The sequence below is a fragment of the Desmonostoc vinosum genome (assembly GCF_059505385.1).
Genome location: NZ_JCACKM010000243.1, coordinates 1 through 6,845, shown reverse-complemented (window position 1 = coordinate 6,845; position 6,845 = coordinate 1). Strand labels below are relative to the sequence as shown.

Below are 6,845 nucleotides of genomic sequence, written 5' to 3'. Positions count from 1 at the left end.
ATCCCCAATCCCCAGTCCCCAGTCCCCAATCCCCAGTCCCCAGTCCCCAATCCCCAATCCCCAGTCCCCCCATTCCCTCAACGACACACAAAGCGGTATATTCTTGTAAGGCAGCATCGGAAGTAAGCAGTGCCAAAAATCATCGCTATTCTCAACGGTAAAGGGGGAGTCGGCAAAACGACTACCGCAGTAAATCTCGCTGCAAACTTTGCTAGTAATAAAAAGGTGATCTTGATTGACGCAGATATTCAAGGATCTGCTAGTTGGTGGTGTGGACGCAATCAGCAAGGAATGGGATTTGATCTATCTCAAGAAAACGATCCAAAACTTTTGGGTGATTTACAAAAGATATCAGGTTACGATTTAGTAGTAGTAGATACACCTCCTGCGTTACACTCGGAAGCACTAGCGGCTGTAGTTGCGATCGCGGATTATCTAGTTTTGCCAACTCCCCCAGCAGCAATGGATTTAGCTATTCTTGTTGAGACAGTGAAAGAAGCTGTCAATCCTGTGGGAACTCCCCATCGAGTTCTATTAACTAAAGTTGATACACGGAGTTTGGGGGAAGCGCTAGAAGCTAAAAACACTCTCACGCGGCTAGGAATTCCGGTTTTTAGTACTCTTATCCGTGCTTATAAAGCTCATGAACGAGCAGCACTTGAGGGTGTAGCAATTACTCAATGGCGAGGAAAAAATGCACGGGAGGCGGAGTTAGACTACTGTCGTGTAGCTGATGAATTACAGCGTGATTGGAGGAAAAAATAATGGTTAGAAAACGTCTCTCCGACTTGCTACAAGAAGAAGCGGAAAAATTTACACCCTCTGAGGGTGATTCAGTAATTGAAGTTGTAGCAGAGGAAGTTATGCAAGAGAATGCTTCAGCAGATGAAGATTCCACACCAGTAGCTGAACAAACTCCAGCTAAGCGCACAAATCCTACTAAGGCTGATTTAGAAGTAATTATCAAAGAGCTAAAAGAAACTCTAGAAAAAAAAGACCAAAATGCAGCTGATCTTCAGCAAAAAATTGCTAATTTACAATCAAGCTTATCGGAGCAAGAAGCATCAGTCGAAAAGCTAACAAAAGAACTGCATGAAACTAAAAAAACTGCATTGCAACTTGCAGAATCTAATTCTCAACTCATAGAAGAGATCAATGTTTTAAAACAACCAAAGGAAAGTTTAAAACCAAAGGAAAGCTTAAAACCAAAGGAAAGCTTAAAACCAGTACATTACAGAAAATCTTACCGACTACCAGATGATCTGCCTCAAAGTCAGCCAGATGAGCAAGCTGATAGTTCTAATCAAATGTGGTTACTTGACTAGGGTAAGTACCCAAGGATAAGATACTGTATCGCTATTGTACCTCTTGCATAAATATTTTTTTGCCTCACGCAAAGGCGCAAAGAAGGACTTTTGCAAGAAATCTATTGAGATTAGTATGTTTGAAGGGCGTAGTATAGGGGATGAATTAAGTTTTAGATTATAAAGTTTGACAAAATAATTATGGTGACGTGGCTATCTTTCTCAATCATTGGCCGTTTTTAGCCCTTGTTCAAATTCGTCAATGGCTTGGATTGAATCTGAAATTACAATGCATTGCTCTAGCAGAGAAATATCCAATTTTGGCAATATCTCACTTGCTACTATTTGCTCATACCCATAAGTATCAGGGTAAATGGTGGCTTGCTCTTTGTGTTCATTGTCCCGTAGGTGTCAATTCTCGCGTTGATTTTGAGATAAACTTGAGTTACTTGCTTGACTTTATAGCTCATGTCTTACTACTAAAATCTAAAATATATTTAGCAGTGATTTCTGGCTGTTCTAAATGAGGCAGATGACCGCAATCTTGAATCCAGATTAGAGTACTTTGGGGAATCGCTCTATGAAATCTTGTGGCATCTTTAATACCCAAAATCTTATCAGAATCACCCCATAAAATCAGTGTTGGTTGGACAATTTCGGCTAACTTCTTAAATCTAAATGCTTTGTAACCACCACTCTTAGTAAAAGCAATTAAAGCTTGATGCCAGCTAGGCATCTGTAAATGTAATGCACCACAACATAGGGCATCAACAGAAACAAGAGTGGGATTTTTATATCCTATGCGAGAAACGCGATCGCGTACTTGAGGATTACGCAAAAACTCAGTTGCTAAATAATCCAACGGCGGAAACATCAATCTACTCAACGGCGAACCCCCCACCAAACCTGCACTATCAATTAACACCAACTTCTCTACCACCTCTGGATAAGAAAGCGCAAAATCAATCACCGTCGCACCTCCCATCGAAGCACCCACCAAAATTACTGGTTGGTTAATCAAGCTTTTCCAGAAATAATAAAGATGAGTCTTAATTGCACTCGGACTATAAGCAATACCAGCAAGTCTATCTGTAAATCCAAAACCCAACAAATCTACTGCCCAAGTCTGATGATTTCTCGCAAGCACGGGCAAAAGTCGCCTAAATTCCAATACAGAACTGTCAAAACCATGAATCAATAAAATAGGCGTTCCACCACTCCCCAAACGCACATAGGTTGTGGTAATTAATTGATGAGATAAAGGAGTAGCGATCGCATGACTTTGAATACTCCGAGCCAGAGCGATCGACGCAGGCTCTGTTAATTGCTCAACAGCCGTAGGAAGAAAATTAGGAAACATAAATATCAGTCTACCTTAATTCTCAATTACACAAACAAACACGCGCCTCCAAACAAACCTACATCCAAGAAAATTTTCCCAAACGTCATAATTGGGACTAAACCCTCGTACAATTGATATCACTTATTTTCATTGATCTAGGAGCTAATGCCATGCCAATGGCGGTTGGCGTAATTGAAACTTTGGGTTTTCCCGGTGTCTTAGCCGCAGCAGATGCAATGGTGAAATCTGCCGCAGTCACAATTGTGTATTATGGTCAAGCTGAAAGCGCTCGTTTACTAGTCGCCGTTAGGGGACAAGTCGCAGAAGTAACAAGAGCCGTCGAAGCAGGAATAGAAGCTGGAGAGCAAGTCAAGACTGGTACAGTAATTACTCACTACATAGTTCCTAATCCCCCGGAAAATGTAGAAAGCATTTTGCCAATCCACTTTACCGAAAAATCCGAACCGTTCCGTATCTTCTAAGCAATTTTGCTATCAAAATCTGTAACGAAGCTTCGTACAATTAATTAGTCGCGCACTTACGTTTATTCATAAAGGAGATTACTAATGTCATCTATACAGGCAGTTGGAGCGCTTGAAACTAAAGGTTTCCCTGCTGTACTAGCAGCAGCAGATGCAATGGTAAAAGCTGGCCGAGTTACCCTTGTTGGTTATATCAGAGTTGGTAGCGCTCGTTTTACAGTTAATATTCGTGGCGATGTTTCCGAAGTCAAAGCAGCCATGGCTGCTGGTGTTGAAGCCGCAGAAAACGTTTATGGTGGTACTTTAGAATCTTGGGTAATTATTCCTCGTCCCCATGAAAATGTGGAAGCTGTTCTGCCAATTGCTTATACAGATGCAGTACAACAGTATCGAGACTCCGTAGAGAACCCTATTGTTAGATCATCAAACGGACGTTAGAAACTCCAAATTTTGTAGTAAATTGTTTCAGCTAAAATAATACAAAAAATTGTAGGTTGGAGAGCCACTCACGTGCGGGGGTTCCCCCCGCCCTTGTGAAGTGGCGTTTGAGGAACGTAGACGCCCATCCTACAAGAGTTCTTTTTAATGCAACATTTAAGGCTAAACACGCCAGTACTAATTTTGTCCATTGGATTTGTGGTTAACAAGGCGAAAACAGCGCAACTACGAACCTTTTTAGTTTTTATCTATTGAGAAAATTACAATTTATTAATATAAATTAATGTAAATGTAAATAATTTATATTGAAATTTGGCGTCTTGATGTCTAACTCTTACGATAAATAAAATGCTGTCAATGATAAATGTATTAGCACATTACAAGGAAAATCAACATACCATTTGTTAAAATGTCAAAAAACTTATAGTATATGAGTTTTTGAATTTGCAAACAGACTGGGTATTGGGTATGAGGAATTGGGAAGATTATGTATTTTCCTAGTTCCAAATCTCTAATCTCCAGCCACAAAACGGCATTATCCAAAATTGATGAGGAGACAACTGCCCTATAAAGGGCGATCGCATGATGAAATGGTCTGTCATCCAAAAGCTGAAAGCAATATTTATTTTAGCATTGGCAGTTGTATCAACTAATGCTGTAGTCTCTTATAGCAATACTATCAAGCTGATTAATAATCAACAAAAAGTAACATACTCCCACCAAGTTATTACTCAACTTGAAAGTATACTTTTCTCGCTCAAAGATGCTGAAACTGCACAGCGCAGCTACTTAATTACCACCAATGCAGATGATTTAGAAACTTATCTAAGGGCCCGTCAACAGACTAATAGTAATCTCCAAATTCTGAGAAAATTAACTGCGGCTAACCAGCAAAAGCAGCAATGGGTTTTTCTGCTAGAAGAGAAAATTAATCGCAGATTTAACATCCTAGAAAAAGAAGCTGCTGTTAGTCAAAACCAGGGATTGCCAGCAGTTAGAGAGCTAATCTTATCCGAGAGAGAAAAAGGAATTAGTCAAGATATACAAAAGTTAATTAACGACTCTTTAAGTGCAGAACAAAGTCTGTTACAGCAATGGATACAGCAGTCGCAAATCAGTTCTCGCAAAACAATGGCAATATTTTTTATTGCTGCTGTTGTCGATTTAGTGCTAATAGCACTACTTTATAGTTTGCTGTGGCATTACATTAAGCGACTTCAACAGACAGAGTTGGCACTGCGCCAAAACGAAAATCGCCTGCGAGCTATGATTGATGCAGAACCAGAATGCATCAAGTTAATTGCTAGGGATGGGACTCTTTTAGAAATTAATGCCAGTGGACTGGCAATATTAGAAGTAGATAATGCAGATGTATTAATTGGTCAACCAGTTGATTTAGCGATCGCGCCAGAATATAAAGCAGCATTTGCAGCTTTGCATAAAAGTGTTTGCCAAGGCGATAAAGGGACTCTAGAATTTGAAATCGTCGGCTTGAAAGGAACCCGCCGTTGGATGGAAACCCATGCTGTACCACTACGTAACGAATCGGATGGCACATTCCTCCATTTATCGGTGACACGAGATATTACCCCGCATAAGCAAGCCGAACAGAAAATTCGCGAACAAGCCACATTAATCGATGTCGCAACTGATGCAATTGTAGTACGTAATATTCACAATCAAGTTTTATTTTGGAATAAAGGCGCAGAACGCTTGTATGGTTGGAAAATTGAAGAGGTTTTAGGTAAAAATATCCTCCAGCTTCTGTATGAAGAAATTTCTCCACAGCTAAAAGATGCTTACTTAGACACCATCAACATAGGCGAGTGGCGCGGTGAGTTGCATCAACTGACAAAAGATGGTAAAGAGATTATTGTTGAAAGTCGATGGACGCTAGTAAAACATCATAACGGTCAACCAAAGTATATTCTCAGTGTAAATACTGAAATTACTCAGAAGAAGCAACTAGAGGCTCAACTTTTGCGATCGCAGCGTTTAGAAAGTATTGGCACTCTTGCTAGCGGTATCGCCCATGACCTCAATAATGTACTGTCACCAATTTTAATGTCAGTACAGCTGTTGCAGATGAAAGTCCACGATCAAAAGAGTCAGCAGTTGCTGAAAACCTTAGAAAATAACGTCAAACGCGGGGCGAATTTGCTCAAGCAAGTCTTATCCTTTGTTCGTGGCATCGAAGGTAAGCGGACAATGATCCAAATTCAGCCTCTCTTGCAAGAAATTGAGCAAATCATCAAGCAAACATTTCCCAAATCAATTACTTGTCAGACAAACATACCAGAAAATCTGTGGTACGTATGTGGCAATACCACCCAAATACATCAAGTGCTGATGAACTTGGTAGTCAACGCTCGTGATGCCATGCCCAATGGCGGTATCTTGAGAATTGCGGCAGAAAATTTCATCATCGATGAACACTATACCCAAATAAACATAGATGCCCAAATGGGTTCTTATATTGCGATCATGGTGACAGATACAGGTATGGGTATGTCACTGGAAACTCAAGAGCGGATTTTTGAACCTTTCTTCAGTACTAAAGAGATAGGCAAAGGTACGGGATTGGGGCTTTCTACGGCGTTAGGCATTATTAAAAATCATGGTGGTTTCGTCAATGTTTACAGTCAGGTAGACAGAGGTACTCAATTTACAGTCTACTTGCCTGCTTCAGCATATAAAGACACGCGATCGCTTTCCCAAGAACTAGAACCACTGACAGGAAATGGTGAATTAATTTTGGTAGTAGATGATGAAGCAGTCATCAGGGAAATTACTAAATTATCCCTAGAAACATATAATTACCAAGTATTAACTGCTAGTGACGGAGTAGAAGCCATAGCAATTTATACTCAATATCAGCAAGAAATTAGCGTAGTATTGCTGGATATGATGATGCCATCAATGAGTGGTGCGATCGCCATCCGCAAGTTAAAAAAAATCAATCCCGACATTACAATTATTGCCACTAGCGGACTGTTATCTCATCAAAACATTACCGAAGTTGCTGGGATGGGCGTCAGCGCCTTTTTATCTAAACCCTGCACAGCGAAAGAGTTATTGCAAGCGATTAGTGCTGTGAAATGGGGAGTGGGGAGTAGGGAGTAGGGAGTGGGGAGTGGGGAGTAGGGAGTGGGGAGATGAGGGAGATGTGGGGACGCTGAGAATAACCAATGACAAATGACAATTCCCAATTCCCCACTCCCCACCTCTTATGGGTAGGTTTTTTAGATTTCGCGTTTTGGTTGACGCAAAGACGGGGAG

At 40.6% G+C, this 6,845-nt stretch carries 6 protein-coding genes; 5 read left to right on the top strand and 1 reads right to left on the bottom strand.

Annotated features, from left to right (window positions below; genetic code table 11):
• Nucleotides 1–129 precede the first annotated feature (129 nt).
• Together AC5JMF_RS27505 and AC5JMF_RS27500 are read left to right on the top strand one after the other, a co-directional pair.
• A complete protein-coding gene (locus tag AC5JMF_RS27505; RefSeq protein WP_495798886.1) occupies nt 130–765 on the top strand; it encodes a ParA family protein in 636 nt (211 codons plus the stop codon).
• The gene (locus tag AC5JMF_RS27500) at nt 765–1,325 is read left to right on the top strand and encodes a hypothetical protein (protein ID WP_495798885.1); all 561 of its coding nucleotides are present in this window, start codon (nt 765–767) and stop codon (nt 1,323–1,325) included. Before AC5JMF_RS27505 ends, AC5JMF_RS27500 begins: the two co-directional genes overlap by 1 nt.
• A 445-nt stretch (nt 1,326–1,770) precedes the next feature.
• Here the strand turns inward: AC5JMF_RS27500 and AC5JMF_RS27495 are convergent, their stop codons facing one another.
• A complete protein-coding gene (locus AC5JMF_RS27495) occupies nt 1,771–2,664 on the bottom strand; it encodes an alpha/beta fold hydrolase (protein ID WP_495798884.1) in 894 nt (297 codons plus the stop codon).
• Between the two features lie 152 nt (nt 2,665–2,816).
• On the opposite strand from AC5JMF_RS27495, the gene AC5JMF_RS27490 reads away from it, so the two are divergent.
• The 3 genes from AC5JMF_RS27490 to AC5JMF_RS27480 all read left to right on the top strand — a co-directional run bounded on the left by AC5JMF_RS27490 (nt 2,817) and on the right by AC5JMF_RS27480 (nt 6,689).
• Nucleotides 2,817–3,128, top strand: coding sequence for a carbon dioxide-concentrating mechanism protein CcmK (locus AC5JMF_RS27490; RefSeq protein ID WP_495798883.1), 312 nt, complete (start codon nt 2,817–2,819; stop codon nt 3,126–3,128).
• An 84-nt stretch (nt 3,129–3,212) separates the two neighbouring features.
• On the top strand, nt 3,213–3,566 hold the full coding sequence (locus AC5JMF_RS27485; RefSeq protein ID WP_495798882.1) for a carbon dioxide-concentrating mechanism protein CcmK: 354 nt from the start codon (nt 3,213–3,215) through the stop codon (nt 3,564–3,566).
• Nucleotides 3,567–4,148: 582 nt separating this feature from the next.
• On the top strand, nt 4,149–6,689 hold the full coding sequence (locus AC5JMF_RS27480) for a PAS domain S-box protein (protein WP_495798881.1): 2,541 nt from the start codon (nt 4,149–4,151) through the stop codon (nt 6,687–6,689).
• Nucleotides 6,690–6,845: the final 156 nt, after the last annotated feature.